The following is a 26,237-nucleotide window of genomic DNA, read 5'->3' on the forward strand; positions in this document are numbered from 1 at the left end:
CCGCGTGACTTTCCGGCGAAGCAGCCATCCTCAGACGGCATGCTGTACCTCCGTGCAGTTCCGCCCCGAGCTTTTGGCCCTGTAGAGCGCCTCGTCGGCGATGCGGATCAGCCCGGCCATGCTGGCCCCCTGCGGGGCCCGCGCGATGCACAGGCCGATGCTGACGGTCACCGCGTCGAGGCCCGGCGCCACCGCCGACCACGGCTCCCGCTTGAGATCGTTGTGGATGCGCTCGCAAAGCGCCTGCCCCTGCGCTGCGGAGGCATTGGGAAGCAGAAGCACGAACTCTTCCCCGCCATAGCGGGCCGCCAGCCCGGCTCCGGGCGGGAGATTGGCCTTGATGACCATCGCCACCCGCTTGAGACATTCGTCCCCGGCGAGATGCCCGAAGGTGTCGTTGACCGCCTTGAAGCGATCGATATCCACCATCGCCAGGCACAGCCCCAGCCGCTCGCGTCCCGCCCGGTGCCATTCCTCATCGAAGATGGCCTCGAAGCGGCGCCGGTTCGCAAGGCCGGTCAACGGATCACTGCCGGCGATGAGCGCCAGCTCCTCGTGCGCCCGCTTGAGCGCCCGCTCCGCGAGCACCCGCTCGCGGGCATCGCGCAGCGAGCAGATGAAGGCGATATCGGCTCCGTCGAGCGTTGTCTCCTGAACCGCTCCGATGGAGGCTTCCATCCACACCCAGTCGTCATGGCGGGCACGGACCCGGCACACGAAAGCGGCGCTGCGGCCAAGACCGCTTCCCTCGCCGGCGCAGAGCGCCGCCAGGAACATGGGCTGCTCATCGGGATGGAGAAAATCGATCACGTCGCGATCGAGCATCTCAGAAGGCCCCCAGCCGAGAATGCGGCTGCAGGCCGGCGACATGAAGCGGATCGTCCGGTCGCCGGAGATCGCGGCGATCACGTCGGTCGAGTTCTCCGCCAGCAGGCGATAGCGCCGCTCCCCCTCCCACGCCCGGCGTTCCGCCACCAGCAGGTCCGCCTGCTGGCGCTTGAGGAGGGAGATGTCCGAATGGGTGAAATATCCGATGCCGTCGCTGGTGCGACGGGCGATGACACGGCGCCATTGATCGCGCGGCAGCTCGATCTCGAACGGCGATCCGGCGAAGCGCATGTTGTCGAGAAGTCCGGGCTCCAGCTGCTCGTCGGGCCGGCCGGCCGCCGCCCAGGCCCGGCGGACCACGGCGGCGAACGGCTGGCCGACGACCGTCTCGCTCGGGCGCACGCCATAGAGCCGGCGGAATTCGTCGTTCGCGGCGATGATGAGGTCGTTCTGGTCGAGCACCATGGCCCCGTCGGGAATATGGTCGAGCAGGTCGATGGAGAAGCCGCGCTGCGCGTCGCTCCGTTCGGACTCTGCCGGCTCCTGCACGAGCGCCTGCCAGATGCGGACGCGGTTGCCATCGGAGTCCGTCAAGGCATTCACACGCAGGCGCCGGCCGCGATGGTCGAAGACGAAGGGGCGCGATTGCGTCCGATGCCGCAGGACCCCGTCGCGGATGTAGCGCTCGATGTTGGCCTGCTCGGAAGCGTCGAGCCGGGCGGCGTAGAAGCGCCGGAGATTCTCCTCGTAGGGCTCGCCCACATGGACGTGGCCGTCGTGCTCCGGAAAGAACTTCAGAAATGTGTTGTTCCACAACAGGCAGCGGTCGTCCGCATCGAAGAGGCACAGCCCCATGTCCATGCCTTCGAGCAGGTCGGCGAAGAAATCATAATGCCGGCCGGTCACCGCAACACTCCGCTGGAGCTCATGGCGGATCGAGCCGCCCCTGAGCTTCGACGCGAATCTTTTCCTCCGCGCAATCACCTTAAAGGGAAAGATCGAAATCGCCTATGGTCAGCCACGCGGGGCTCCGGCGGTGCGGAATGACAAGTCTAAGCTTGCTGATTACCCCTCATGATACCACCAACGAGGATCGGGAAAAGGGCGCGGCCGCCGGATGGCGGGAGGTCGTCACGCCGGGATCTTCACGCTCCCCTGCGGGGAGGAGCGCCGGCGGGCCGCGCCAGTTGCCCACCATCCATCGGAGGATTGCCCGGCGTGGTCGCGCCATCGCCTAGCTAGTGGGATTCCATTGAAAGCCGGGCGGGCGCCCGGCAGGGGCCAGAGGCCCGCGTCATTTCACGCGATCGAGCTCCAGATGCGGCACGAACTGCCGGCCGGTGGCATCGGTGATGGGCGCTGCCCTGACCTTCAAATGGTCCCCGTCGAGCGCCTCGATGGTGCGCAGCAGGGTCTGGCCCTGCCATTGGGGAAACGTCGATTGCCAGACCGTGGTGGAGAAGGTGCGCGCCGCTTCGTCGACGCTGTAGGCGCCGGCATAGGCCATGGCAGGCCCCACCGGCTCGGAGGGCACGCCGCCGGTCCGTGGCGTCCGGTCCCGGCCGACGATGATGGCGCTGAACTGGCCGCCGGGCGTGAAGACGACGAGGCCCTGCGCGCCGGGTCCCCAGGTGTCGCGCCGCGACCCGTCGGTGAACGCGTCGTAAACGCTCACGATCTTCCACGCGCCCACGAGCCGGGCACCGATCGTATCCGCGGCCAGTGCCGCGCCGGCGTTGCACGCAGCGAGCGCCACAACGACAGCGGGAATGAAGGTCCTCATGCGCATGGCTGTTCTCCAGTCCTTCGGGACGATCAGGGCTTCAGGGACGCCGCATAGGCGGCGAGCGCCACCATTTCCGGCTCGCTCATCTCTTCGGTGTTCGCGCGCATGGGCGCGGCCAAGGGGCCATTGCGAAGGCCGTGCTTGAACTCGTAGAGCTGGCGCACGAGATAGGACGGCGAGCGGCCGGCGAGCGGCGGGATGTCGCCGATGCCCGTCAGTCCCTCGCCATGGCAGGCGACGCAGGCCGGGATGCGCGCGCCCAGCCCCTCATTCGCAATGCGCTCGCCCAGCGCGACGCTGCCGCGCGGGACATAGGCGGTGAAGGTCACGTGGTAATCGCGGTTGACGAAATTCTCCTCGTCGTCCGGCATCTCGATGATGCGGCCGGCGAGCGGCTCGGATGTCCCGTCCTTTTTCGGCGTGTAGTACCAGGAGGGGACCGTGCTCGCGGGAACCGTGTCGGTCTCCACCACATTGATGCGCGGCGGCAGCTTCAGCGCGGCGTAATAGGTGACGGCCTCGGCGATCTCCTGCTCGCTCAGGCTCCTGAGGGCCGCGATCATGCGGAAGACGTGGGTTCGCGCCTTGACCCCGGTGGAGCGGGCGCCGCTGCGGAAGTCGTCGATCTGCCGCAGCATGTAGTCGGCCGGCAGGCCTGCGAGGCTCGCATTCTCCGGCCCGCCGACGCCCTCGGGCCGGTGGCATACGCCGCAGGGCCGGGTATCGGGGTGACGCCCCTCCGCCACCACGGCGGGCATGGGCGGATGGGCGTCGGGAAACCAGTCGCGAGCCACGAAGAGATCGCGGATCTCGGTCAGCGTATAGCCCCGGCTGCTGCCCGGCACATGGCGCACCGTGCCGTCGTCCTTCGGCGGCACGGTGTCCGGCGGTGCGATGGGATAGGCCCAGACGGGCGGCGCCTCGTCGGCCCCGGCGGCCGAGGCGAGGAGGCAGGCTGCGGCGACGATAACGCCCCGCGCCAGCCGGCACGGAAAAAACATCTGCGGCCCCGATGAGTGCGAGATCGGCAGCCACCCCTGATGCGGCGCCGCGCAGATTATTATCGGGGCCGTGGGCGTGATGGACGGCAAAGTTTGCGTCTATTGACGGGCGGATGCGTCCGCCCGGCGCGCACGATCACGCCTGCTTCACCCATACCGTATCGGCAGGTTCCGCCGGGGCGCATGGCTGTGCGGCCAGCTCTGCCGAGGCCCGCAGGAAGGCGATGTCGCGCAGCCGGGCGCCGACGCCGTGGCCGATGGCATCGCTGCGCCAGAGCCGGGGCAGGATCTCCACCGCCCGCCCGCCGCGGCCGTGCAGGCGGATGAAGCCGGCCGCCTCCGCATCCTGCATCACCCCGCGCACGTGGGAGCGCGACAGGCCGAAGCGATGGGCCACGTCGCCGAAGACGAACGGACACTCCCGGCCATCGGGGGAGGACAAGGCGGCCTCGAACAGGGCCTCCAGCACCATGAGCCCGCCGGGCCGGCTGAAGAACAGGAGGAAATCCGTCTGCTCGCAGAGCAGGCGCGCACCCTCGGGCAGCAAGGCGAGGGACTGGCGCCGGATGGCGGCGTGGACCGCCGGATCCCGGTTGCGCACGCCGGCATAGCCGTTCCGGGGGCACAGGGTGTCGAGGATGATGTAGTCCGTGGCCATCCACTCCCGGTCGTGGGCGAGCATCCTGTCCGTGAGGCGGAGCAGCTTCACCCGGCGATCCCGCGGGGCTTGGCTGATCTCGACGAAGCCCACCGCCTGCATCCGCTCGATGAGGTGGTCCACATGGCGCGGGCTCGTCATGCCGAAGGCGGCCATCTGCTGCTTCAGCCGCCCCACCGAGAACCAGGTCTCCCGCCGGTCCACATGGTGATTGGCGTTGAGGATCACCGAGAGGGTGAACAGGAGGTAGCGGCTGGAATCCGTCAGCAGGCGGATGAGGAACGGGTTGCGGTCGAACAGAGCGAGGAAGCTGTCGCAATAGAGCTTCCGCGCCCGCAGATAGTCGGGATGATCGGCGATCTCCTCCACCGCCACCGGCACCCGCCCCAGCATTTCCATACCGCCGCCCTGCAACATGTCTCCCCCGACGCAACCTTGACGCAGCGACAACCGCAATTCGACTGCGCGGAAACGTGAGGAGGGCCGCGGCGGCATCGCGAAAACAGGCGACTATACCATTGCGAATCATCATCCGCAGCGCGGAGCGCAGCACGATTACCTGCCGCAACGGCATCGCTGATGGCGCCGCGACGAGAGGGAGCTTGAGCGTCTCCGTGTTGCCTTCGCCTTCCCGCGCATGTACGCCCCCGCCACGCCGCGCCACATGCGTCACGCGGAGGAGGTCGCGGCCCGGCGACGACATCGGGCGGGCCGCAACAGGGGGAGAGCGGGCATGAGCGAGCGGAATCCGAAGGCCGAGGGGACCGCCAGCCGGGCCGCGGCGCTGAAGGGGATGGCCATCCGGCAGGCCCGCAGCTTCGTGGTGCTGTTCCTGTATCTGTGGGTTCTGCTCGGCCTGTTCGTGCTCAATCAGGCGCTGGTGGAGCGCGCGCACGGCGATACCGTCACCTTCCAGGGCTTCGCCTTCCTCAACGCGCTGGTGCTCGCCAAGGTGATGCTGGTGATCGAGGAGCTGGAGGTCGCCCGCTGGCTCAGGGGCCGGCCGCTCATCCTCGTCATCTTCTACGAGGCGGCGATCTGCACGCTGTTCTTTCTCGTCTTCCACGTCATCGAACGCTCGGTGATCGCCAAGTTCAGCGGCCATGCCATCACCGCCAACGACATCGAGATCGGTGGCGGCGGGCTGGTGGGCGCGCTGATCGTGTCCGTCATCCTGTTCGTGTCGCTGCTGCCCTTCTTCGCCTTCAAGAACGTCACGCGGGCCATCGGCGCGGACCGGATGCGGCACATCCTGTTCAGCCGCCACGCCGCCGCCGACTGAGGCGGCGGGCGCCGCCTAGCTGTGCGAGCGCTCCACGCTGCTGAGGGTCGCCGCCACGTCCTGGTCGAGGTTCGCCTTCAGGAAGTGCTCGGTCTCGGGCAGGATGAGGTGGAAGTCGGTCAAGTTCTCCACCGCGATCCTCAAGGGCCCCGCCTCCACCTCCAGCACGTGGCCGCCCTGCCTGCGGTCGTCGGAGAGGAAGTGGAAGTGATAGCCCTCCACGCTGAACTCGGCGGAATAAGCCGGCGACCATATGCCCACCAGCGTGCCGTCCACATCCTCGAAGGTGAATTCGCTCTGGGTTTTCGCCGCATCGGCCAGCAGCGTGCCGGGCTTGGGCGGGCATACGGCGCGGGCCTTCACGCGCTTGAAGCGCCCGTCGAGCCGCACGGCGTGGAAGATGTTGTTGGAGGAGCGGAAGCAGTCGCAGGCGGCGCCGAGGCCGTCGAAGCTGGTGACGCCCTCCGTCTCCCCCACCTGATCGGCGGAAAAGCGCGTCACCACGGCGAAGGGCGAGCCCGCCTCCGCCGGTGCCTCATGCACCTCGCCGCCGGCCCGCGCCTGGAAGGCCTTGCCATCCAGCACCACCATCTCACCGTCGAGCCCGGCGAAGGTGCCGAGGCCGAAGTCGCCGTGCTCCAGGAGCGCGCCGACGCTGACCTCCCGGTCGTAGACCCCCGCCACCAGCGCGCCTGATGTGGAGATCTGGAACACCGTGTGCACCTCGGCCTTCAAGTGGTCGGCGAGGATGGCGCGGATATGCGTGCCGAGGTCCTTGCCCGACCGGGCCGCCTCCTGTTCCAGCGCGGTCTTGAGGGAGAGCGGAAGATCGATCTCGATGCGGGGCATGGGTCCGTCTCTCCGGCCGTCTCAGAGGCAACCGTCCTCCAAGAGCAGATTCAGGAGGCCGAGGCAAACGCAGGCGCGCCGGCAGAACGCCAGCTCGGGCGGGGCCATTCTTGATTCGGCGGGCGGGCGAACCCATACTGGCGGCATTGCCATCGCCAGCGGATTTTTGCCATGCCTTTGAAGGAAGAGGATATTCAGCCCGGCAAGTGCTACAAGACGAAGGGCCTCGACAATTACAAGGTCATCTCCATGACCCGGGGCATCGTCACCTACCAGACCTGGACCTCGCCTTTGCGCATCAACGTGGGCGTGAAGCAGTTCGCCGACGCGGTCTACAAGGAAGTGCCCTGTCCGAAATAGCGTAGACGCTGGGTTCGGATGACGCATCCGTCAGGAATGTTGCATTGCGGCATCGACGCGGCACGTCGGTAGAGGTATAGCTGGGAAACGCCCTGTGAGAACGTTTCCCGTGCTGTCCGCCGTCATCGCAACGCACAATTCCGAGCGCCGGCTCGTCCCGGTGCTGTCCGCGCTCGTGCAGGGCGTGACGGCCGGCGTGCTGAGCGACGTGACGCTGGCGGATTCCGGCTCCACCGACGGCACGGCCACCATCGCCGATGCCGCCGGCTGCAATTTCTTCAAAGGCGCGCAGGATCTCGGTCTCCGGCTGAAGCAGGGCGCGGCGCAGGGCCGGGGCTCCTGGCTCCTCTTCCTCACCGACGGCTCCATGCTGGAGGAAGGCTGGCCGCGCGAGGTGCTGGCCTTCATCGAGACCGCCCAGCGGCGCGGGCAGGCGGACCGGCTCGCCGCCACCTTCCGCCTCGCCGTGGATGGCTACGGCCTGCGTCCCCGCCTCGGAGAAGCCATGGCCGCCGCCCGCCTCGCCGTCATCGGCCTGCCGGCGCCGGGACAGGGCCTGCTGATCTCCCGCCGCTACTACGACAGGCTCGGCGGCCATCCCCAGGGGTCCAAGGCCGAGCGCCGCCTTGTCGCCCGCATCGGCCGCCGCCACATCCACGTGCTGCGCCCCCGCGTGCTGCTGCCGGAGACCGGCAAGGCGCCCGAGCTCATCCCGGCCTGATCTCACTCCAGAAAGCTGAAGCCCATGGTGCGGGCGTGATAGTGCAGCCCTCCATCCTGCACGATGAGGAACAGCGCGCGTTCGCTGCCGTCATTGTGGTGCGAATGCGGGGCGCCGGGCGGCGTCACCAGCGTCGCCCACTGGCGCCACGGGCAGCGGGCGCCGTCCACCATGGAATGGCAGGTCTCGCCCTGCAGCACGAGGGTGATGGCCGCGGAATTGTGCCGGTGTGCCCGCTGGTGCTCGCCGGGCGGCAGCGTGTTCAGCGAGAGGGTCAGGCTCGGCAGGATGTTGCGCGCCGCCGCCTGCGGCTCCGACGAGAAGATGAGGGCGATGCCTGAGGTCTGATTGTTCTGGGCGTGGTCGTAGATGATGTCGACCTGCCGGGCGATCTCCGCGGCCGGATAGTGCACCACCGCCACCGGCCGGCGCGCCTCGTCCGGCGGCAGGTCGCCGTTGAGGGCGAGCTGCGGCTCGTTGGAGACCACCCACAGCACGAGCTTTTCCGCCCCGGCGGTGATGCGCACGGGCGAGCCCGGCAGCAGGAACACGTCGCCCGGCGCGACGGCGAGGCTCTCGCCGAGGCAGTCCACCTGCCCCCGCCCCGCGATCACGTACCAGATGGAGCCGGTGGCCCTGAGGTCCACGGTGAAGCGCGCGCCCGCCGCCACCACCGCATAGCGCGCCAGCATCAGCGGCGTGGTGGCGGGGAAGGCGCACGCCAGCGCGTCCGACTGGTCGCAGGGGATGAAGCCGGTGGTCGCGCCATCCGCCAGCGCGCGCGCCGGCTCGTCGGTGAACAGGCGGCTCGGCACCGGCGGCAGCTTGATGTTGAAGGCGTTGCCGGAATTGAAGTAGCGCGCCCGCGCCTCCGCCGGGCTGTGGGGCGCGGCGGGCATCTGGGCCGGCAGATCGGCCATATCGGGTTTTTCACGCACGGCGGCTTGCTGGCTCATGATGCGGTCTCCTCGGAAACCAGCGCACCCAGCACGTCGGCCAGCACCTGCGTGCCGGCGGCGATGTGGGCGGGCTCGGCGAATTCATGCTCGGCGTGGGACACGCCATCGCGGCAGGGAATGAAGATCATGGCACTGGGGCACACCTTGGCGAGGTGGCGCGCATCGTGTCCCGCCGCCGAGAGGATGGGCATGGCGGGAATGGCGTGACGCGCGGCCGCTGCCGTGATCTTCGCCATCAACCCGGCGTCGAAGCCGTTGGGCGGCGCATCCACGAGGCGGGTGAGGCTGAGGCCGCAGGGCGCCGCCTCCTCCGCGCAGATGGCCTCGAAGCGCGCGCCGAGCAGATCCAGCGCCGCGCCGTCGGGATGGCGCAGGTCCACCCGGAAGGTCACGCGGGCGGGCACCACGGAAGGGGCGTTAGGCTCCATCACCAGCCGGCCGATGGTGAACATCACCTGATCGTCGTGGCCGCCGACCTCGGGATAGAGCCGGTGGGCCATGCGGGCGAAGGCGGCAAGCGCATCGCGCCGCTCGGCCATGGCCAGCGTGCCGGCATGGCCGGGGGCGCCTTCGATGACAGCTTCCCACGTCTTCTTGCCCTGGATGCCGGTGACGACGCCCACCACCTTGCCTCGTGCCTCCAGCACCGGCCCCTGCTCGATGTGCAGTTCCAGATAGGCGGCGACGGGAAAGCCGAGCGGCCGGCGCGGCAGATCGGGGAAGGCGGCGTGGAGCGCATCGAGCGCGGTCGCGACGCTCACGCCCTCCGCATCCGTCACGGCGCGGATGTCGGCGAGGCTGCGCACGCCGGCGAAGGCTTCGGAGCCCATCATGCCGGGGGCGAAGCGGGAGCCTTCCTCATTCATCCAGGCGACGACTGTGAGGTCGCGGCGGGGCTTTACGCCCGCATGCTTCAGCGTCACCACCGCTTCCAGCGCCGCCATCACGCCGGCCGCGCCGTCATATTTGCCGCCGGTGGGCTGGGTGTCGATGTGGCTGCCGGCGAGGATGGGCGCGAGCGTCCGGTCAGTGCCCGGCCAGGTGAGGAAGAGGCTGCCGGCAGCGTCGCACGCCGCCTCCAGCCCTTCCTCCCCGGCCCATGTCAGGATGAGCCGCCACGCTTCGATCTCACCTTCGGTGAGCGCCTGCCGGTCCACCCCGCCCTTGGGCAGCGCGCCGATCTCGGCGAGCCCCATCAGGCGAGACATGAGGCGGTCGGAGGAGATGGATGGTGTCGTCATGCCATGCCTCGTGTCCCGGCCGACTGGAGCGGAGCGCAAGGAGAGCCGGGACCCAGCGCAAGAACGTGCCGAAGGCGCGAGACCCCTGCCGCCGCAGGGGTCTTGACCGCTGCGCGGACGTCTCTCCTGGGTCCCGGCTCGGCGCTCCGGCTATGCCGTCGCTGGTCCGGGAGGCGTGTGCGCGCAACGTCCATCATCCCCTCACGCGGTGCGCATGATCTGGCCGGGGATGGCGCGCGGGTCGCGCGGCAGCCACTTGCCGGCTTCCACCTGCGCGATGAACTCGGCGAGCTGGGCGTTGAACAGCGCCGGTTCCTCGAGATTCAGCGTGTGCCCGGCCTTGGGGAAAACGCTGAGACCGCAGGCGGGGATCATCTTCTTGAGGTAGATGCCCGGCTGGAGGCAGTGGTCGTCCTCGTCGCCCACCATGACGAGGGTGGGCACCATCATCTTCTTCAGCCCCTCTTCCAGGTCCCAGAAGGAGGGTCGGCGCGCCTGCACGCCGCGCATGGTCATCGCCGCGCCGATGTCCGAATGGGTGGCGAGGCGGTCGGCGAACTCGCGCCAGCCGCGCGGGTCCTTCACTTCGAACTGCACGCGGCTCGCGCCCAGCGCGTAGATCTTGGAGAATTCCTTGGCGCCCAGCTTCTCGAAGTTTTCCGCGACCGCGAGGGAGACGCCGCGGAAATATTCCTCATGCGCCTTCTCGCAGCCATATCCCGCGCCGGCGACGGTGAGGGAGAGCGCGCGCTCGGGCGTGCGCAGACCGAAATGCACGGTGCAGAAGCCGCCCATGGAGAGGCCGACGATATGCGCCTTCTCGATGCCGAGGCCGTCCAGCACCGCCACGGCGTCATCCGCCGCGATGGCCTGCGAATAGGCCTCCACGTCGGTCGGGATGTCGGAGGGGGCATAGCCGCGCGCGGCGTAGGTGATGCAGCGGTGGCGGCGGGCGAAGAACCGCATCTGCGGCTCCCAGCTCATGTGATTGCCGCCGAATTCGTGGATGAAGAGGATGGGCGTGCCCTGCCCCGCCTCCTCCACATGGAGCTTCACGCCGTCCTTGGCGGGGATTTTGTGGGTCGCGGTGAGGTCTGCGTAGGTCATGGCAATGGTCCCTTGAGGGGGAATATTCAATTCTAGCGCACAGTCATGGCCGGGCTTGTCCCGGCCATCCACGTCGTAGCGCGGGGAACACCTACCTGGCATGTGTCCCGTCGGCCCGACGTGGATGCCCGGCACGAGGCCGGGCATGACGGCGTGACAGGAAACCCGTCCTCAGAACTGCGCCGGCACGTCATTCAACGTGCGGGCCTCGGCCACCAGCGACGGCAGCAGCTCCACGAAGCGGTCGGCCCATTCTTCCGGCACCGAGGTGGACACCTTGATGAAGCGGTCGCCGAAGCGGGCGGTGTGGTAGGTGCCCTGGCGGATCATCAGATCCTTGCGGCGGGCGGCCTCCACCAGGGCCTCGGGGCGGATGCCCGCCGCCTCGGTCTCGATGACGAGGAAGTTGCCGTGGGAGGGATAGACCGGCACGCTCAGGCCCTCGATGGCGAGGGCGGCGTCGTGGATCTTCGCCTTGTTGGCGCGGTCGATGCGGCGCACGGTCTGCATCCACTCGCCCTTCACCTTCAGCCCCGCCTCCGCCGCGCGCTGGGCGAGGACGCTCGCGCCGAGCACGGACGTGGTGCGGGCCGAGCAGGCGTCGAGCAGCTCCGGCGCGCCCACCAGCGCGCCGATGCGCATGCCGGCTAGACCCAGCCACTTGGAGAAGGAGAGCGAGACCAGCGCGCGATCCGGCGCTGCCAGCAGCGCGGGATAATGGCCATCGGCGAAGTCGCGATAGGTGCAGTCGTGCACCAGCAGCGCGCCGCAGTCCTTGGCGATCTCGCAGAACGCCTCAATCTCCTCGCGGGTGTAGCGGATGCCCAGCGGATTGTTGGGGTCCACGAGGTAGATGATGGCGGTGCGCTCATCCACGTTGGCGCGCAGCGCCTCGGGGGTGAGCTTGTAGTCCACCGCCGGATCGTAGATCGGGATCTCGATCACCTCGGCGCCCATCTGGCTGGCGAACAGGCAGGGCCACTTCCAGGTGGGATCGGTGGTGACGAAGGTGGTGCCCGGCCGGCAGTGGGCGCGGCACACGAGGGCCAGCGCATTCACGCCGCCCTCGGTGATGAGGGCTTCGGCGCCCGGCGTGCCGAGGTCGTCCACGATGGCGGCGCGCAGCGCCTCGAAGCCCAGCGGGGGCGCGTAGGCATTGTATTCCTGCGCGCGGATGGAGGCGATCATGGCCTCTTCCACGGCGGGATGGGCGGCGATGTGGTTGGTGTTCTGGCCCATCCAGATGAGGCCGGGAGTGGAGAACAGGGTATCGAAATAGCGGTTGCGCAGCCGGGCGGAGGACATGAAGGCAGTTTCCTCGAAGGGGAGGCCGGCGCGCCCTTGCGGCGGCGCCGGCAAACGGGTGCGTCAGATGACCGAGCCGCGGGCGGAGATGCCGCCGTCGATGGTCACGTTGGTGCCGGTGATGTAGCCGGCGCGCGGGGAGGCGAGGAAGGCGACGAGATCGGCCACTTCCTCGGCGGTCGCGGGGCGCTTGCCGGGATACTTGTCGAACAGCTCCTCCCAGCGCTCCTCGGCGCCGAGCATGTCGATGGCCTTGCGCTTCATGATCTTGAGCATGCGGTCGGTGGCGACCGGGCCGGGGTTCACGCCCACCACCCGCACGCCGTCATTCAGGCTCGCGCCGCCGAGCGCCTTGGTGAAGCTCATGAGCGCGGCATTGCCGGTGGAGCCGGCGATGTAGCTCGCATCCCAGTTCTCGCCGGAATTGCCGATGACGTTGACGATCACACCGTCCTTGCCGCGCATGCGGGCGTAGTAGGCGCGCGAGAGGGTGATGTAGCCGAATACCTTGAGGTCGAAGCCGCGCCGCCAGGACGCATCGTCCACCACGTCCAGCGAGCCGGCCGGGATGTCGCCGGCATTGTTGACGAGGATGTCCACGTCACCCACGTCCGCCGCCAGCTTCTCCATGGCTTCCGTGGAGCCGAGGTCCACCGGATAGATCCACACCTTCACGCCGTGGGCGGCCTCGATCTCGGCCTTGGCCTCGGCGAGGGCCTCGCCGTTGCGGGCGGCGAGATGGAGATGGCAGCCTTCAGCCGCGAACACGCGGGCCGTCGCAAGGCCGATGCCCTTGGACGCGCCGGTGATGAGGGCGGTCTTGTCGGTGAGGTCGAGCTTCAAGTTTGCATCTCCGATGGGCAGGTGGCGCCGAAGGGGTCGCCAAATTGGATATACAAACTCTAGCAATATGCATACCAAGAAATTCAAAAAACGCTCAGAAGCGGCTCACCCATAGGCGGCGAGGAAGTCCAGAAGATCGTCCCCCAGCAGGTTCACATGGTCCCGCATGGCGCGCTGGGCGGCCTCGTCATCGTGCACGCGAATGGCCGCGATGACCTCGCCATGTTCTTTCAATGTCTTGGGAATCCGGCTCGGGCGGTGGGTCACGCGGCGGCGATAGGCGGCCACCTGGTTGCGCAGGCGGCGCGTCTGGTCGGCGAGGAAGCCGTTGCAAGAGGCCTCGTAGACCGCCTCGTGGAACTCCTGATTCACATCATAGAAGAGATCCACGTCGCCTGACGCACTAACCTCCTCCAAGCGCTTGTGAATTGCTTCGATTCGGCCGAGCTGCGCGGGGCTCGCCCGCCGCGCCGCCAGGCGCGCGCACAGGCCTTCCAGCTCGGCCATCACCTGGAACATCTCGATCAGGATCTGCGCGGAAATGGTGCGCACGACGGCGCCCTGCCGGCCGCGCAATTCCACCAGATGGCTGGCGGCAAGCAGCCGAAAGGCCTCGCGCACGGGGGTGCGGGACACGCCGAACTGCTCGGCAAGCTCTTGTTCGTCCAGCTTCGAGCCCGGTTCCAGCCGGCCGGAGGAAATATCCGCCTCCAGCGTGCGGCGGATGCGATCAGCCAGGGTCTCGCCGGGCAGGCCGGAGCGACCATTCTGATCAAGCGGCAGGCAGGTGCTGCCTTCTTGTGCACTCATGATAGCCATTTGCATTCTCGAAATTGCAGTTCAGTATACATCAACGCAACCGCGGCATCCATCCAAGGGCCTCCGGAACGCGCAATGTCCCGTTACCTTCAGTGGTTGACGCCCGGCGTGCGGTCCATAGAGTGTCCTTGCAAGAAGTGTGGCATGTCGATTGCTAGCAGGGAAGGCATGACCACCGTTCTTTCGCATGCGCCGATGGGCGCTCATTATACAAAGAAGAAAGAGGCAGGCTTGCCGGTTTCCATCCAAGGTTCCGGCGAGGCCGCCCTCGCCGCCAAGGCGGCGGGCGCGTCCGACGCCGCGCAGATTCTCTCCCTCACCGGCGTCACCAAGACGTTCGGGGCCACCCGCGCCCTCGACGGCTTCACGGCGACCATCGACAAGGGCGAGTTCGTCACCGTGGTCGGCCCCTCCGGCTGCGGAAAGAGCACGCTCTTCAACATCGTCGCCGGCCTCGAGGAGCCGGACCCCGGCTGCGCCATGCGCTTCGAGGGCAACAGTGTGATCGCCGCCGACCTGCTCGGCCGCGTCTCCTTCATGCCCCAGCGCGACCTGCTGCTGCCGTGGCGCACGGTGATCGACAACGCCATCCTGGCGCTGGAGGTGGAAGGCGCCCCCCGCAAGGAGGCCCGCGCCCTCGCGGAAAAGATGTTGCCGGAGTTCGGCCTCACCGGCTTCGGCCAGCAGTATCCGCACCAGCTCTCCGGCGGCATGCGCCAGCGCGTGGCGCTGATGCGCACCTTCCTGTTCAAGCGCGACCTGATGCTGCTGGACGAGCCGTTCGGCGCGCTGGACGCCCTCACCCGCACCATGATGCAGCGCTGGCTGCTGGACGTGTGGCAGAAGCACCAGCGCACCATCCTGTTCATCACCCACGACGTGGACGAGGCCCTGTTCCTCGGCGACCGCGTGCTGGTGATGAGCGCTCGTCCGGGCAAGGTGAAGCTGGAGCAGAAGGTGGACCTGCCCCGCCCGCGCCCGGCGGAGATCGTCATCTCCCCCGAATTCATCCGCCTCAAGCGCACGCTTCTGGAGGCCATCGAGGAGGAAGCCATGAAGTCCTTCACCGCGGAGGGCAAATGATGACCACTCAAGTGATGGCTGCTCTTGTTGAAAAGCCCGGCTCCATGGAGGCCTCCGAGTGGGAGGCCCGCGTCGCCCTCGCCGCCTGCTACCGCATGGTGGCGAAGCTCGGCATGGACGACCTGATCTACAACCATATCTCCATGCGGGTGCCGGGGCATGAAGAGCAGTTCCTGCTCAACCCCTACGGCCTTCTCTTCGACGAGATCACCGCATCGAGCCTGGTGAAGATCGACATCGACGGGCGCAAGATCGACAACACGCCCTACGAGATCAATCTCGCCGCCTTCGTCATCCATGCGGCGATCCACAAGACCGGCTCGGATGCCGCCTGCGTGCTGCACACCCATTCGGACGCGAGCGTCGCCGTCTCGGGGCAGGAAGAGGGGCTGCTGCCGCTCTCCCAGTTCGCCATGCGCTTCTACAACCGGCAGGCGTTCCACGATTACGAGGGCGTCGCCATCGACATGGACGAGCAGGCCCGCCTCGTGGCGGACCTCGGCACGAACAAGGTGATGCTGATGCGCAACCACGGCATCCTCACCGTGGGCCGCACGCCGGGCGAAGCCTTCATGCTGCTCTATTATTTCGAGCGCGCCGCGCGCATCCAGCTCGCCATGCAGGCGGCCTGCGCCTCCGGCGTGAAGCTGGTGATGCCGCCCCCCGAGGTGTGCGAGAAGGCCGCCCGCCAGTTCTGGGAGATGCAGGGCGACATCCTTGTCCCCGGCGAGCGCGAATGGCCGGCCCTCATGCGCCAGCTCGACCGCGCCGACCCGAGCTACCGGAGCTGAGCGGCATGGCCGGTTCCCGCCGCGCTGTCATGCCCCGGACAAGCCGGGGGATGACGAGCGGATAGAGCCAGACGACCCTTACAAAAACACCAAGAACGCACCCTTCCAGCGGAGACCACCTGATGATCCCTCGCCGAACCTTCCTCTCCACCCTCGCGGCCGGCGCCGCGCTTCTCTCCACCGCCGTCGGCGCCCTGCCGGCCCTCGCGGCTGACCCGGTCCCCGCCACGCTGCGGCTCAAGTGGCTGCCCCAGGCGCAGTTCGCCGGCTTCTACGTCGCGGTGGCCAAGGGCTACTACAAGGCCGAGGGCATCGACCTCACCATCAATCCGGGCGGCCCGAACATCCTCGCGGAAAACCTCGTCGCCACCGGCGCCGACACGTTCGGCCTCTCCGGCGGCCTCGACAGCGTGTTCGCCGCCCGCGACAAGGGCCTGCCGGTGGTGTGCGTCGGCATCTCCCACCAGCTGACGCCCTTCGTCTTCGTGGTGCGCGCCGACGGTCCCATCAAGACCATCCAGGACTTCAAGGGCAAGAAGGTCACCACCTGGTTCACCGGCGCGAACCACGTGCTCAAGGCCATGCTGACCAAGAACGGCATCGATCCCGCGCTGGTGGACATCCAGCCCCAGCAGGTGAGCGTGACGCCGTTCGTGGACGGGCAGGTCGATGTCATCACCGCCACCCGCTACAACGAATACTACACCATCAAGACCCGCATGGGCGAAGAGAAGCTCCGCACCTTCGTGGCGGAGGATTCCGGCATCACCTTCCCGCGTGACACGCTGATCGTCTCGGAGACGACCGCCAAGGAGAAGCCGGAGCTGGTGAAGGCCTTCCTGCGCGCCTCCATCAAGGGCTGGAAGGATGCCTTCTCCGATCCCAAGGGCGCGGTGGACACCATCATGAAGGCCGCCCCCACGCTGGACCGCGCCCATCAGGAATTCCAGCTCGCCGAGGTGCAGAAGCTGATGACGGCCGGCAAGGTGAAGGAGGACGGCCTGTTCTGGATCGACATGGACGCGGTGAAGATCACCCAGCAGCTCTTCCTCGACGCCAAGGTCATTTCCAAGCCCGTCGACCTCGCCGCCACCTTCAACCGCTCCTTCCTTGAAGCCATCCCGGTGGCGGACCGCCGTCCGTGAGCGCGGCAACCCTCCAGTCCCCGGCCACACGGCCGGGGACTTCCCCGCTCGTCACGGCGCTCTTCCGCGCCGTGCGCGGGCTCGCCATCCTCCTCGCCGTGCTGGCGGCGGTGGAGGGACTCGTCATCGTCCTCAATGTGAAGCCCTGGTACGTGCCGCGGCCGACCCTGGTGCTGAACGCCATCCTCGCCACGCCCGAGCCCTATGTGCAGGGCTTCCTGCGCACCCTCACCGAGACGCTGATGGGCTTCACCTCGGGTGCGATCTTCGGCGTGGGCATCGCCATCGTCTTCTTCCGCGCACGGGTCTTGCGCGAGCTGATCTTCCCGGTGTTCGTGGTCTCGCAGACCATCCCGGTCATCGCCTTCGGCGCGCTGGTGGTGCTGTGGTTCGGCAACACGCTCATCGCCAAGGCCGCCATCTCCTTCTACCTCACCTTCTTCCCGGTGACGGTGAACGCTTTGCTGGGCCTTGAAAGCGTGGACCCGCGCCAGGAGGCGCTGATGCGCTCCTTCGGCGCCAGCCGCTTCCAGATCCTCACCCGGCTCCAGCTTCCGGCGGCCCTGCCGCAGATCTTCGTGGCGCTGCGCCTCGCCTCGGCGCTGTCGCTGGTGGGCGCCATCGTCGGCGAATGGTTCGGCGACACGGTGGGCCTCGGCGTGCTGCTGCTGCAAGGCATGTACAACGAGAACGTCACCGCCATCTGGGCCGCCATCGCCATGTGCGCGCTGCTCGGCACCGGCTTCTATGCCGTGGTGGCCGCCGCCGAGCGCGCCCTCGTGTTCTGGGGGGCCGAGCAATGAGCGCGCCTCAATCCTCCCGCGCGCTCCAGCGCGGCGCCCTCGGCATGGTGCTGCTGGTCCTCGCCTGGGAAGGCGTCGCCCGCGGCTTCAATCTGCCGGCCTATACGCTGCCCTCGGTCAGCGCCATCCTCGGCAGCATCTTCGACCACCGCACGACGCTGTTCCTCGCCGGGGCCTACACCTTCGCGGAAGCGTTCTCCGGCTATGTCATCGGCGCCGTCATCGGCATCGCGCTGGCGGTGGTCATCACCCTCATTCCCATGACGCGCAACGCCATCGTGCCGGTGGCCACCTCCATCAATTCGGTGCCGGTGGTGGCGTGGTCGCCGCTGATCCTCCTGTGGTTCGGCATCGGCATGCCGTCGAAGGTGGTGATGGTGGCGCTTGCCGTCTCCTTCACCGTCTTTCTCTCGGCCCTCGCCGGCCTCGACCGGGTGGACCGCCGCTCGGTGGACCTCATGCGCTCCTTCGGGGCGGGGCGGCTCGCCATCCTGTTCCGCCTGCGCCTTCCCACCGCGCTGCCGTTGATCGCCGCGGGCCTGCGCGTCTCCACCGTGCGCGCGGTCATCGTCGCCATCGTCACCGAGATGCTCGGCGCCTATGACGGCCTCGGCTGGGTGATCTATCAGGCGGTGCTGCAGGTGGATTTCGTGAAGGTGTGGTCGGCCATCTTCATCGCCTCGGCTGCAAGCCTCGCCTTCTTCGGCCTCGTCGGCCTCGCCGAGCGACGGCTGGTGTTCTGGAAGTAGAGCGGTCGCGGTGACCGCCTCCACTTCACCGCCCTAACCGTCATGCCCAGGCTTGTCCCGGGCATCCACGTCGTGCCGATCGCGCCACCGTCGGCGGATGGAGCGCCCGGCCGCGCCACATGGATGGCCGGGACGAGCCCGGCCATGACAGCCCCAGATGTCTGCCCCGAGCGCTTCCACGACCTTTCACAACGGACCGCCCATGACCCGCAAGATGCATTTCGGACTGTTCCTACTCGGAACGGGGAGCCACATCGCCGGCTGGCGCGTGCCGGGGGCCGTCGACACCTTCGAGGACATCGAGGCGGTGCGGCAGATCGCGGCCACCGCCGAGCGCGGGCTGTTCGACCTCATCTTCATGGGCGACAACCTCAACGCCGACCCGTCCGCGCACCCCTCCTACACGGCGCGGCTCGAGCCGCTGACACTGCTCTCCGCCGTTGCGGGCGCGACGAAGCACATCGGCCTCGGCGGCACCGTCTCCACCACCTATTCCGACCCCTACACGGTCGCCCGCGCCTTCGCCTCGCTGGACCACATCTCCGGCGGCCGCGCCGTGTGGAATGCGGTGACCACCGCCGCCCCGGCCGCCGCCGCGAACTTCGGCACCCAGCACCCCGACCATTCCAAGCGCTACGAGATCGCCGGCGAGTTCCTCGACGTGGTGAAGGGCCTGTGGGACTGCTGGGCGGACGACGCCATCGTCGCCAACCGGGAGACCGGCCTCTACATCGACCCCGCCAAGGTGAAGGCGCTGGACCATGAGGGCGAGTTCTTCAAGGTGAAGGGGCCGCTCAACATCTCCCGGTCCCCGCAGGGCCATCCCATCATCTCCCAGGCCGGCGGCTCCGAGCCGGGCCAGCAGCTCGCCGCGCGCACCGCGGACATCGTGTTCGCCGTGGTGCAGGACATGGCGGAGGCGCAGGCCGGCTACAAGTCGCTGAAGGATCGCCTGCCCGCCCTCGGCCGCAAGTCCGAGGACGTCTGCGTGCTGCCGGGCGTGATGCCGGTGGTGGGCCGCACGGCGCAGGAGGCGCGGGAAAAGCTCGCCGAGCTGATGCGCTTCGTGGATGCGAAGAACGCGCTGGGTATGCTCTCCGAGCGTTTCGGCACGGACATGAGCGCCTACGACCTCGACGGCCCCATCCCCGACCTGCCCGAGGCGGACACCTACAAATCGTTCACCGGCGTGATGCTGGCCAAGGCCAAGCGCGAGGGCGGCACCCTGCGCGACGTCTACAACATGGTCGCAGCCGCCCGTGGCCACTGGGTGCTGGTGGGCTCGGCGGAGGAAGTCGCCGACACACTCCAGCTCTGGTTCGAGAGCGGCGCGGCGGACGGCTTCAACGTGATGCCGCCCTATTTCCCCGGCGCGTTCGACGATTTCGTCGATCTGGTCATCCCGATCCTGCAGGAGCGCGGCCTGTTCCGCACCGCCTATGAGGGGCCGACCCTGCGGCACCTTCTGGGGCTGGAGCGGCCGGCCAATCCCAATTTCTGAACGGCAGGCAGACGACTGCCTTTCCTTCGCCGCGGCGATCGGCCAAACAGGCCCATTGCCGCGCCGCAGGGTTGCCCCATGTCCTTCGTTCCTCCCCGCGCGGTCCTCGACCGGCTCCGGCCGGAAGGCCCGCTGCTGAAAGCGCTCGCCGCCGCCTGCTGCCTCGTCATCACCGTGCTGTCACTGCTGCCGGGGAACGAGCGGCCGCACACCGGCTTCTCTGGCAATATCGAGCATGTGGTCGCCTATGCCGGAACAGCCTGCTTCGTCGCGCTGGCGCTGCTGCGGCGGCCCGTGGCGGTGCTGGTGATCGCCTTCTCGGCGGCCTCCGCTTTCTTCGAGATCTGCCAGATCTGGATTCCCGGCCGCTCCGCCGGGTTCGACAACTGGTTCGCGAGCACGCTCGGGGCGCTGATCGGGGTCTCCGCCGCCCGCTATATCGTGCTGCCGCGCCTTTCGGCGTGGCTCGCCCGCCACTGAGAGCGGGCGAGCGCCTCACTGCCCCAGCGGGTGGTGCATCTTGTCGATGGCGGTCGCGCCGATGGCCTCGATCTTGTACTGGATCTTGACCTTGCCGGCCTTCTCGAAGGTGAGCGTGGCGTCCATCATCTCGCCCTCCTTGAGCTGCTCCTTCAGGTCGACGAAGACGAGGTGATGGCTGCTCGGCTCGAGCACGAGGGTGCCGCCGGCCGGGATTTCAAGCCCGCCCTTGATGGGCATCATGCGCATCAGGCCATCCTTCATGGTCATCTCCTGCAGTTCGACGCGCCGGGCGAAGGGCGCGAAGGCGGAGACCAGGCGGTCGGGCGTCATGCCTGAATTGTGGATGGCGACATAGCCGGCGCCCATGTCCGATCCGAGCGGGGTCGCCCGCGCCCAGGGGTGGTCGATGAGCAAGTCGCCGACCTTGTATTCATGGGCCAGAAGCTGCTGCGCCGAGACGAGCAGCAGGCAGAGCGCGAAGAGCGTCGCGGCAAGGATTTCCTCGCCATAGAAGCGGCCAGCAAGGCGGCTGCGCCGCAGGTGCGGACGTTGGGTCATGTTTCCTCCGGAGATGCGATCCGCCTGGGCGGACGTTTGCGTCTGGTCAGCGACCGAGCGGTGGACGCATCACACCGGGGGCGCACGCGCGGGCGGGAGCGGTCGCCCCGGAGCCAGACGAACGGCGACGCCATCGGCGCTCCGGCGGACCGGCGCAGCCTGCCCTTCAGGCAGGTGCGGCACAGGCGGCAGCGGGCCTTCCAGCACATCGAGGATAAGGCAAGCGCCGATGCAGCAATCGTCGCCGGAAACCGCGTGGCCAGACGCCGCGCCGCTGCCCGGGCCGGCGGCCGAGACAGCGCACAGCGCGCCATCCCCCGTGCCGGCGAACGCGCCGCCCGCCAGCCCCGCCAGCAGAAGCTGAAGGACCAGCACATAGGCGCTCAGGATCGCAATCGTATCGCGCGCGGCGGGACGCGGGGCAGCCATGATGGAGGCCTCAGGCGGCGCTGATCGCGCGCGGGGAACTCGCGCGCCTGTCGAGCTTGCCACCGCCTGGGGCCGACGAAAAGCGCCGTCGTTACGGCATCTTGCTGCGCGCCTTGACGCACGCCCCAATCATTCTATTGATACATTATATCAGTTCATGCGCCGCACCTGCGCGCGCTCGTCCGGAGCCTGCCCATGATCCCAATCCGCCGCGACGTCACCGACGCCCGCACCGATGCCCGACTGCCCACCACCGTGCTTTCCGGTTTCCTCGGCGCCGGCAAGACGACGCTGCTCAACCACATCCTCGCCAATCGCGAGGGGCTGCGCGTTGCCGTCATCGTCAACGACATGAGCGAGGTGAACATCGACGCCGAACTGGTGCGCTCCGGAGGCGCCAACCTCTCCCACACCGAGGAGAAGCTGGTGGAGATGACCAACGGCTGCATCTGCTGCACGCTGCGCGACGATCTCCTCACCGAGGTGCGCCGCCTCGCGCAGGATGGGCGCTTCGACTATCTCCTCATCGAATCCACCGGCATCGCCGAGCCCTTGCCGGTGGCCGCCACCTTCGATTTCCGCGACGAGAACGGCCAGTCCCTCTCCGACGTGGCGCGGCTCGACACCATGGTGACGGTGGTGGACGCGGCGAACCTGCTGAAGGACTTCGGCTCCCGCGACTTCCTGCGCGACCGGGGCGAGGTGGCCGGCGAGGAGGATCAGCGCACGCTGGTGGACCTTCTCACCGACCAGATCGAATTCGCCGATGTCATCATCCTCAACAAGGTGTCGAGCATCGACGAAGAGCGGCTGAAGATCGTACGAGGGGTGGTGAAGTCGCTCAATCCCGATGCGCGCCTGATCGAGACCGACCAGTCCCGCGTGCCACTCGCCGAGGTGCTGGGCACCGGGCGCTTCGATTTCGAGAAGGCGAGCACGCATCCCGTCTGGTTCAAGGAGCTGAACGGCTTCAAGGACCATGTGCCGGAGACGCAGGAATACGGCGTGTCGAGCTTCGTCTATCGCGCGCGGCGGCCGTTCCATCCCGAGCGCTTCCAGGCCTTCCTGGCGCAGACCTGGCCGGGGCTGGTGCGGGCGAAGGGGTTGTTCTGGCTGGCGACGCGGCCGAAGCGCGTGGGCGAGATGAGCCTTGCCGGCTCCATCTGCCAGACCGGCACCGCCGGGCGCTGGTGGGCGAGCGTGCCGAAGGAGCACTGGCCGACCCAGCCGGACTGGCGCTCGTGGCTGCGCTCCCACTGGGTGCCCGGCTATGGCGACCGGCGGCAGGAACTGGTGTTCATCGGCATGGGGTTGGACGAGGGCGCCATGCGCGCGGCCCTCGACGCCTGCCTCGTCGGCCCGGCGGACCCCAAGAGGTTCGACGCCAGCGCCTTCAAGAATTTGCCGGACCCCTTCCCCAACTGGGAAGCGGTGCCGGCCTGAGCCAAAAAAGAAAGGGAGGGGCCTGAGACCCCTCCCCTCGCCTCACGTCATGCAAGGACGGGAGGGGCGCGCGGCCCCTCCCTTTGGCGTCACTTCATGGTGGGCATCACGAATTCGGCGCCGGCGCGGATGCCGGTGGGCCAGCGGGTGGTGATGGTCTTGAGGCGCGTGTAGAAGCGCACGCCCTCCGGCCCGTGCATGTGGTGGTCGCCGAACAGCGAGGCCTTCCAGCCGCCGAAGGAGTGGAACGCCATGGGCACCGGGATCGGCACGTTGATGCCGATCATGCCCACCTTGATGCGGTGCGCGAACTCGCGGGCGGCATCGCCGTCGCGGGTGAAGATCGCTGTGCCGTTGCCGAATTCGTGGGTGTTGATCAGCTCGGCGGCGGTGTCGTAGCTGTCGGCGCGCACCACGGAGAGGACGGGTCCGAAGATCTCCTCCTTGTAGATGCGCATGTCCGGCGTCACGTGGTCGAACAGGGTGCCGCCGATGTAATAGCCATCCTCATAGCCCTGGAGCTTGAGGCCACGGCCGTCCACCACCAGCTTGGCGCCTTCCGCGACGCCCTGGTCCACATAGCCGGACACCTTGTCGAGGTGCTGCTTCGTCACCAGCGGCCCCATCTCGGACTCGGGGTCCGTGCCGGGGCCGACCTTGAGCGCGCGCACCCGCGGCTCCAGCTTGGCCATCAGCGCCTCGGCGGTGGCCTCGCCCACCGGCACGGCCACCGAGATGGCCATGCAGCGCTCGCCGGCCGAACCGTAGGCAGCGCCCATCAGGGCGTCGACGGCCTGGTCCATGTCCGCGTCGGGCATGACGATCATGTGGTTCTTGGCGCCGCCCAGCGCCTGGCAGCGCTTTCCGGTGCGCGCGGCGGTCTCGTAGATGTAGCGGGCGATGGGGGTAGAGCCCACGAAGCTCACCGCCTGGATGTCCGGATCGTCGAGCAGCGCGTCAACGGCGGTCTTGTCGCCGTGGATGACGGTGAACACGCCGTCCGGCAGGCCGGCTTCCTTCAGCCACTGGGCCAGCAGCAGGGAGGCGGAGGGATCGCGCTCGGAGGGCTTCAGGACGAAGCAGTTGCCGCAGGCCAGCGCCACCGGGAACATCCACATGGGCACCATGGCCGGGAAGTTGAACGGCGTGATGCCGGCGACCACGCCGAGGGGCTGGCGCACCGCGTGGCTGTCGATGCGGGTGCCCACGTCCTCGGTGATCTCGCCCTTCAGAAGCTGCGGGGCGGCGGTGGCGAACTCCACCACCTCCATGCCGCGCTGCACTTCGCCCTTGGCGTCGGAGAACACCTTGCCGTGCTCGGCGCTCACCACCTCGGCGATCTGGTCCACGCGCTCTTCCAGGATGCGCAGGAAGGCGTTGAGGATGCGCGCGCGGCGCAGCGGCGTGGTGGCGGCCCAGCCGGGGGCGGCCTTGTTGGCGATCTCCACCGCCGCGCGGACTTCGGCGGCGGACGCGAGCGGAACCTCGCCGGTCTGCGCACCGGTGGCGGGATTGTAGACCGGCGCCGTGCGGCCGCTGGTGCCGGCGACGAGCTTGCCGCCGATGAAGTGGGAAATCTGCGTGGGCATGATGCGCCTCCCGTTTGAATTGCCTCCGTGATGGCGCTTCAAACGACGCGCAGCAATGCCATTGTCCGAGCATCTGTTGTGCGAATATTATAGCCCATGGACATCGCCCTCGATTGGGATCACCTGCGCGTCTTCCTCGCCGTCGCCCGGCGCGGGCAATTGCTCGCCGCCGCGCGGCAGCTGGCGTTGAACCACGCCACCATCGCCCGCCGGCTCGATGCGCTGGAGGCGGCGTTGGGCAGCCCCCTGTTCGACCGCCGCCCCACCGGCTGCGTCCTCACCCAGGCAGGCGAGCGGCTTTTGCCGGCGGCGGAGCGGGTGGAGGCGGAAATGCTGGGCATCGCCGAGCGGTTCCGCAAGGAAGAGGCGGAGGTCTCCGGCACCGTGCGCATCGGCGCGCCGGACGGGCTGGGCAATTATTTCCTCGCGGCGGAGCTGGGGCGGCTCGCGCTGCTCCATCCCCATCTGGTGGTGGAACTGGTGCCGCTGCCGCGCACCTTCTCCCTCTCCCGGCGCGAGGCGGACCTTGCCATCGTGCTGGACCGGCCCACCGAGGGCCGCCTGACGGTTTCGCGCCTCACCGACTACACGCTGGGCGCCTATGCCGCCGCCAGCTACATCGCGGCTTTCGGCGCACCGGAGAGCGAGGCGGATCTTGCCGGCCGGCGGGTGGTGACGGGGGTGGAAGACCTCGCCTATGCCTCGGCGCTGGATTATTCCGGCGTGCTGGAGAAGCATGGCGGCCAGCCCTTCCGCTGCGCCAGCGTCACCGGCCAGATGGAGGCGGTGCGCTCGGGTGCCGGCATCGGCGTGCTGCACGACTTCGCCGCCGCTTATTATGGCGACGCGCTGGTGCGCATCCTGCCGCGCATCGCCTTCCGCCGCAGCTATTTCCTGCTCGCCCATCCCGACACGGTGGAGGTGCGCCGCATCGCCACCGTGCGCGCCTTCCTCGCCCGCCGTTTCCGCGAGGAACGCGCCCGCTTCATCTGCGAATGAACGCGGCCCGGTCCGCCCGCACCACCGCCGTGATGGTGTCCAGCACCGCCCGCACGCGGGCGAGGTGGGCGAGATCATCGTGGACGGACAGCCAATAGCTGCGGGTGAGGCGCACCTCGTCCTCCAGCAGCGGCACGAGCGCGTCATGGAGCGCCATTTGGGCCGCCGCGAGGAAGGCCGGCAGCACGCCGATGGCCGCGCCGGAGAGCACCGCATTTACCTGCGCGATGACGCTGGTGGAACGGATGACCGGCTTCAGTTCCACCCCCGGGCCCAATTGCGAGAAGTCGAGGGCGCGGGTGAAGAGGAGTTCGGGGATATAGCCGGCGAGCACATGGTCTTTCAGGTCATCCGCCGTCGCCGGCCGCCCGCGCCGGTCGAGATAGGCCGACGTGCCATAGAGCCCGAGCGTGTAGTCCGTGAGCTTGCGCACCTTTACCTGCCCGGCGATGGGCCGGTCCAGCGTGATGGCGATGTCCACCTCGCGGCTCGCCAGCGAATAGGACCGCGGCAGGGCCACCAGCTCCGTCTCCAGCCTCGGATTGTCGGCGGAGAGGGCGGCGAGCCGCGCCGCGAGATAGCCCACGCCCAGTCCCTCCGGCGCGCCGATCCGCACCCGCCCGGTGGGCTGGCGCTCGCCCTCGCCGAGGCCGGTGATCTTGCGCAGCACGAGGGATTCCATCTCCTCCGCCGCCTGCGCCAGCTTCTGCCCCTCCTCGGTGATGAGGGTGCGCCGCCCGGCGCGGGTGACGAGGGGGGCGCCAACCTGCTTTTCCAGCCGCGCGACGCGCCGGCCCACCGTGGTATCGTCCAGCCCCAGCGCCCGCCCGGCGCCGGCCATGCGCCCGGTGCGGACGAGCTGGAGGAAGATGCGCAGGTCGTCCCAATCCATGGTGCGGTGAAGT

The 26,237-nt window shown here is 68.4% G+C and carries 27 protein-coding genes; 12 read left to right on the top strand and 15 right to left on the bottom strand.

Translation table 11 applies throughout. The features are described 5' to 3' along the window. Positions 1–30: 30 nt before the first annotated feature. From ACE3QW_RS00910 to ACE3QW_RS00925, 4 genes are all read right to left on the bottom strand, one after another. Positions 31–1,734 (bottom strand): diguanylate cyclase, encoded by a 1,704-nt coding sequence (locus ACE3QW_RS00910; RefSeq protein WP_374250064.1) that lies wholly within the window; start codon positions 1,732–1,734, stop codon positions 31–33. 388 nt (positions 1,735–2,122) lie between these two features. Continuing rightward, on the bottom strand, positions 2,123–2,617 hold the full coding sequence (locus tag ACE3QW_RS00915; RefSeq protein WP_374250065.1) for a lipocalin-like domain-containing protein: 495 nt from the start codon (positions 2,615–2,617) through the stop codon (positions 2,123–2,125). Between the two features lie 26 nt (positions 2,618–2,643). Next, complete coding sequence (locus ACE3QW_RS00920; RefSeq protein ID WP_374250066.1) at positions 2,644–3,615, bottom strand: c-type cytochrome; 972 nt, start codon at positions 3,613–3,615, stop codon at positions 2,644–2,646. Between the two features lie 136 nt (positions 3,616–3,751). Beyond that, the gene (locus ACE3QW_RS00925; protein WP_374250067.1) at positions 3,752–4,690 is read right to left on the bottom strand and encodes a hypothetical protein; all 939 of its coding nucleotides are present in this window, start codon (positions 4,688–4,690) and stop codon (positions 3,752–3,754) included. A gap of 316 nt (positions 4,691–5,006) precedes the next feature. Between ACE3QW_RS00925 and ACE3QW_RS00930 the strand changes: the two genes are divergently transcribed. After that, on the top strand, positions 5,007–5,555 hold the full coding sequence (locus tag ACE3QW_RS00930) for a hypothetical protein (RefSeq protein WP_374250068.1): 549 nt from the start codon (positions 5,007–5,009) through the stop codon (positions 5,553–5,555). A gap of 15 nt (positions 5,556–5,570) precedes the next feature. Here the strand turns inward: ACE3QW_RS00930 and budA are convergent, their stop codons facing one another. Further along, entirely contained in the window at positions 5,571–6,404 is an 834-nt protein-coding gene (budA, locus tag ACE3QW_RS00935; RefSeq protein WP_374250069.1) for an acetolactate decarboxylase, read from the bottom strand. Between the two features lie 171 nt (positions 6,405–6,575). Here budA and ACE3QW_RS00940 point away from each other — a divergent pair, with 171 nt between their 5' ends. Next, entirely contained in the window at positions 6,576–6,764 is a 189-nt protein-coding gene (locus tag ACE3QW_RS00940; protein ID WP_024280704.1) for a hypothetical protein, read from the top strand. Positions 6,765–6,858: 94 nt separating this feature from the next. Then, a complete protein-coding gene (locus tag ACE3QW_RS00945; RefSeq protein WP_245272312.1) occupies positions 6,859–7,485 on the top strand; it encodes a glycosyltransferase in 627 nt (208 codons plus the stop codon). A gap of 2 nt (positions 7,486–7,487) precedes the next feature. Here the strand turns inward: ACE3QW_RS00945 and ACE3QW_RS00950 are convergent, their stop codons facing one another. From ACE3QW_RS00950 to ACE3QW_RS00975, 6 genes are all read right to left on the bottom strand, one after another. Then, the gene (locus ACE3QW_RS00950) at positions 7,488–8,441 is read right to left on the bottom strand and encodes a cupin domain-containing protein (RefSeq protein WP_374250070.1); all 954 of its coding nucleotides are present in this window, start codon (positions 8,439–8,441) and stop codon (positions 7,488–7,490) included. Then, positions 8,438–9,685, bottom strand: a complete 1,248-nt coding sequence (locus tag ACE3QW_RS00955; RefSeq protein ID WP_374250071.1) for a Zn-dependent hydrolase — start codon at positions 9,683–9,685, stop codon at positions 8,438–8,440. Before ACE3QW_RS00955 ends, ACE3QW_RS00950 begins: the two co-directional genes overlap by 4 nt. Positions 9,686–9,886: 201 nt before the next feature. Then, on the bottom strand, positions 9,887–10,792 hold the full coding sequence (locus ACE3QW_RS00960) for an alpha/beta fold hydrolase (protein WP_250167246.1): 906 nt from the start codon (positions 10,790–10,792) through the stop codon (positions 9,887–9,889). Positions 10,793–10,963: 171 nt separating this feature from the next. Further along, positions 10,964–12,097, bottom strand: a complete 1,134-nt coding sequence (locus ACE3QW_RS00965; protein WP_374250072.1) for a pyridoxal phosphate-dependent aminotransferase — start codon at positions 12,095–12,097, stop codon at positions 10,964–10,966. Between the two features lie 63 nt (positions 12,098–12,160). Next, positions 12,161–12,940 carry an SDR family oxidoreductase gene (locus ACE3QW_RS00970; protein WP_024280710.1) on the bottom strand — a complete coding sequence of 260 codons (780 nt, stop codon included), beginning with the start codon at positions 12,938–12,940 and terminating at the stop codon, positions 12,161–12,163. Positions 12,941–13,045: 105 nt separating this feature from the next. Then, a complete protein-coding gene (locus ACE3QW_RS00975; RefSeq protein ID WP_250167247.1) occupies positions 13,046–13,750 on the bottom strand; it encodes a GntR family transcriptional regulator in 705 nt (234 codons plus the stop codon). 240 nt (positions 13,751–13,990) lie between these two features. Between ACE3QW_RS00975 and ACE3QW_RS00980 the strand changes: the two genes are divergently transcribed. The 7 genes from ACE3QW_RS00980 to ACE3QW_RS01010 all read left to right on the top strand — a co-directional run bounded on the left by ACE3QW_RS00980 (position 13,991) and on the right by ACE3QW_RS01010 (position 20,311). Then, entirely contained in the window at positions 13,991–14,842 is an 852-nt protein-coding gene (locus ACE3QW_RS00980) for an ABC transporter ATP-binding protein (RefSeq protein WP_245279273.1), read from the top strand. Continuing rightward, entirely contained in the window at positions 14,842–15,633 is a 792-nt protein-coding gene (locus tag ACE3QW_RS00985; protein ID WP_374250183.1) for a class II aldolase/adducin family protein, read from the top strand. The genes ACE3QW_RS00980 and ACE3QW_RS00985 overlap by 1 nt, the downstream gene beginning before the upstream one ends. A 122-nt stretch (positions 15,634–15,755) precedes the next feature. Further along, complete coding sequence (locus ACE3QW_RS00990; protein WP_374250073.1) at positions 15,756–16,778, top strand: ABC transporter substrate-binding protein; 1,023 nt, start codon at positions 15,756–15,758, stop codon at positions 16,776–16,778. Beyond that, a complete protein-coding gene (locus ACE3QW_RS00995; protein WP_374250074.1) occupies positions 16,775–17,581 on the top strand; it encodes an ABC transporter permease in 807 nt (268 codons plus the stop codon). The genes ACE3QW_RS00990 and ACE3QW_RS00995 overlap by 4 nt, the downstream gene beginning before the upstream one ends. Next, on the top strand, positions 17,578–18,330 hold the full coding sequence (locus tag ACE3QW_RS01000) for an ABC transporter permease (protein ID WP_029555614.1): 753 nt from the start codon (positions 17,578–17,580) through the stop codon (positions 18,328–18,330). The genes ACE3QW_RS00995 and ACE3QW_RS01000 overlap by 4 nt, the downstream gene beginning before the upstream one ends. A 202-nt stretch (positions 18,331–18,532) precedes the next feature. Then, entirely contained in the window at positions 18,533–19,831 is a 1,299-nt protein-coding gene (locus ACE3QW_RS01005) for an LLM class flavin-dependent oxidoreductase (RefSeq protein WP_374250075.1), read from the top strand. 78 nt (positions 19,832–19,909) lie between these two features. Next, a complete protein-coding gene (locus tag ACE3QW_RS01010) occupies positions 19,910–20,311 on the top strand; it encodes a VanZ family protein (protein ID WP_374250076.1) in 402 nt (133 codons plus the stop codon). A 15-nt stretch (positions 20,312–20,326) separates the two neighbouring features. Here ACE3QW_RS01010 and ACE3QW_RS01015 read toward each other — a convergent pair whose 3' ends face one another. Further along, a complete protein-coding gene (locus tag ACE3QW_RS01015) occupies positions 20,327–20,872 on the bottom strand; it encodes a copper chaperone PCu(A)C (RefSeq protein WP_374250077.1) in 546 nt (181 codons plus the stop codon). Between the two features lie 69 nt (positions 20,873–20,941). Continuing rightward, on the bottom strand, positions 20,942–21,301 hold the full coding sequence (locus ACE3QW_RS01020; protein ID WP_374250078.1) for a hypothetical protein: 360 nt from the start codon (positions 21,299–21,301) through the stop codon (positions 20,942–20,944). Positions 21,302–21,496: 195 nt separating this feature from the next. On the opposite strand from ACE3QW_RS01020, the gene zigA reads away from it, so the two are divergent. Then, the gene (gene zigA, locus ACE3QW_RS01025; protein ID WP_374250079.1) at positions 21,497–22,744 is read left to right on the top strand and encodes a zinc metallochaperone GTPase ZigA; all 1,248 of its coding nucleotides are present in this window, start codon (positions 21,497–21,499) and stop codon (positions 22,742–22,744) included. An 89-nt stretch (positions 22,745–22,833) separates the two neighbouring features. Here the strand turns inward: zigA and ACE3QW_RS01030 are convergent, their stop codons facing one another. Beyond that, entirely contained in the window at positions 22,834–24,333 is a 1,500-nt protein-coding gene (locus ACE3QW_RS01030; RefSeq protein WP_374250080.1) for a CoA-acylating methylmalonate-semialdehyde dehydrogenase, read from the bottom strand. A gap of 96 nt (positions 24,334–24,429) precedes the next feature. Here ACE3QW_RS01030 and ACE3QW_RS01035 point away from each other — a divergent pair, with 96 nt between their 5' ends. Beyond that, positions 24,430–25,332 carry a LysR family transcriptional regulator gene (locus ACE3QW_RS01035; RefSeq protein WP_374250081.1) on the top strand — a complete coding sequence of 301 codons (903 nt, stop codon included), beginning with the start codon at positions 24,430–24,432 and terminating at the stop codon, positions 25,330–25,332. Here ACE3QW_RS01035 and ACE3QW_RS01040 read toward each other — a convergent pair. Next, a complete protein-coding gene (locus tag ACE3QW_RS01040; protein ID WP_374250082.1) occupies positions 25,319–26,224 on the bottom strand; it encodes a LysR family transcriptional regulator in 906 nt (301 codons plus the stop codon). The two genes, ACE3QW_RS01035 and ACE3QW_RS01040, sit on opposite strands and share 14 nt — an antisense overlap. Positions 26,225–26,237 lie beyond the last annotated feature (13 nt).

Source organism: Xanthobacter sp. (assembly GCF_041911315.1).
GTDB classification, from domain to species: Bacteria; Pseudomonadota; Alphaproteobacteria; order Rhizobiales; family Xanthobacteraceae; genus Xanthobacter; species Xanthobacter aminoxidans.

Excerpts from the sequence above, each read along its gene's own strand:
- ACE3QW_RS01040 (WP_374250082.1), bottom strand. The coding sequence starts at position 26,224 with ATGGATTGGGACGACCTGCGCATCTTCCTCCAGCTCGTCCGCACCGGG.
- ACE3QW_RS01035 (WP_374250081.1), top strand. The coding sequence starts at position 24,430 with ATGGACATCGCCCTCGATTGGGATCACCTGCGCGTCTTCCTCGCCGTC.
- budA (WP_374250069.1), bottom strand. The coding sequence starts at position 6,404 with ATGCCCCGCATCGAGATCGATCTTCCGCTCTCCCTCAAGACCGCGCTG.
- ACE3QW_RS00975 (WP_250167247.1), bottom strand. The coding sequence starts at position 13,750 with ATGAGTGCACAAGAAGGCAGCACCTGCCTGCCGCTTGATCAGAATGGT.
- ACE3QW_RS01030 (WP_374250080.1), bottom strand. The coding sequence starts at position 24,333 with ATGCCCACGCAGATTTCCCACTTCATCGGCGGCAAGCTCGTCGCCGGC.
- ACE3QW_RS01020 (WP_374250078.1), bottom strand. The coding sequence starts at position 21,301 with ATGGCTGCCCCGCGTCCCGCCGCGCGCGATACGATTGCGATCCTGAGC.
- ACE3QW_RS00955 (WP_374250071.1), bottom strand. The coding sequence starts at position 9,685 with ATGACGACACCATCCATCTCCTCCGACCGCCTCATGTCTCGCCTGATG.
- ACE3QW_RS00990 (WP_374250073.1), top strand. The coding sequence starts at position 15,756 with ATGATCCCTCGCCGAACCTTCCTCTCCACCCTCGCGGCCGGCGCCGCG.
- ACE3QW_RS01005 (WP_374250075.1), top strand. The coding sequence starts at position 18,533 with ATGACCCGCAAGATGCATTTCGGACTGTTCCTACTCGGAACGGGGAGC.
- ACE3QW_RS00965 (WP_374250072.1), bottom strand. The coding sequence starts at position 12,097 with ATGTCCTCCGCCCGGCTGCGCAACCGCTATTTCGATACCCTGTTCTCC.
- ACE3QW_RS00930 (WP_374250068.1), top strand. The coding sequence starts at position 5,007 with ATGAGCGAGCGGAATCCGAAGGCCGAGGGGACCGCCAGCCGGGCCGCG.
- ACE3QW_RS01015 (WP_374250077.1), bottom strand. The coding sequence starts at position 20,872 with ATGACCCAACGTCCGCACCTGCGGCGCAGCCGCCTTGCTGGCCGCTTC.
- ACE3QW_RS00920 (WP_374250066.1), bottom strand. The coding sequence starts at position 3,615 with ATGTTTTTTCCGTGCCGGCTGGCGCGGGGCGTTATCGTCGCCGCAGCC.
- ACE3QW_RS01000 (WP_029555614.1), top strand. The coding sequence starts at position 17,578 with ATGAGCGCGCCTCAATCCTCCCGCGCGCTCCAGCGCGGCGCCCTCGGC.
- ACE3QW_RS00950 (WP_374250070.1), bottom strand. The coding sequence starts at position 8,441 with ATGAGCCAGCAAGCCGCCGTGCGTGAAAAACCCGATATGGCCGATCTG.
- ACE3QW_RS00925 (WP_374250067.1), bottom strand. The coding sequence starts at position 4,690 with ATGTTGCAGGGCGGCGGTATGGAAATGCTGGGGCGGGTGCCGGTGGCG.
- zigA (WP_374250079.1), top strand. The coding sequence starts at position 21,497 with ATGATCCCAATCCGCCGCGACGTCACCGACGCCCGCACCGATGCCCGA.
- ACE3QW_RS00985 (WP_374250183.1), top strand. The coding sequence starts at position 14,842 with ATGACCACTCAAGTGATGGCTGCTCTTGTTGAAAAGCCCGGCTCCATG.
- ACE3QW_RS01010 (WP_374250076.1), top strand. The coding sequence starts at position 19,910 with ATGTCCTTCGTTCCTCCCCGCGCGGTCCTCGACCGGCTCCGGCCGGAA.
- ACE3QW_RS00915 (WP_374250065.1), bottom strand. The coding sequence starts at position 2,617 with ATGCGCATGAGGACCTTCATTCCCGCTGTCGTTGTGGCGCTCGCTGCG.
- ACE3QW_RS00940 (WP_024280704.1), top strand. The coding sequence starts at position 6,576 with ATGCCTTTGAAGGAAGAGGATATTCAGCCCGGCAAGTGCTACAAGACG.
- ACE3QW_RS00960 (WP_250167246.1), bottom strand. The coding sequence starts at position 10,792 with ATGACCTACGCAGACCTCACCGCGACCCACAAAATCCCCGCCAAGGAC.